Here is a 302-nt window from a genome sequence, read left to right as displayed (position 1 = left end):
GCCAATTCTATGGTAACCCATACGTAGGTGATTATATCCCTGTAGGTAGAGCAACTAAGAGTGCCAACTTTGACATCACTACTAACTTTAACCAGTTGATCAACTACTCTTTAGATTTAGATTCTAGAAACAGTTTTGACATCTTATTGGGTCACGAAAGTTATGGCATTAAAAACAACGATTTTAATGCTGCAAAAACAGGTTATATCGTATTAGACAACCCTGTTTTAGATAACTATACTACTATTGTTTCTGCTAACTCTCAGATTGACAGATACAAAACTGAAGGTTATTTCTCAAGA

At 34.4% G+C, this 302-nt stretch carries 1 protein-coding gene; it reads left to right on the top strand.

The window, feature by feature from the left end:
* The coding region (locus MB14_RS09005) for a hypothetical protein (RefSeq protein ID WP_157716559.1) at positions 1–302 on the top strand (302 nt) is incomplete at both ends.

It is taken from the genome of Roseivirga ehrenbergii (assembly GCF_001593005.1).
Classification (GTDB): Bacteria; Bacteroidota; Bacteroidia; order Cytophagales; family Cyclobacteriaceae; genus Roseivirga; species Roseivirga ehrenbergii.
Note: the sequence above shows the minus strand (reverse complement) of the source record. Positions and strands in the feature narration are given on the sequence as shown.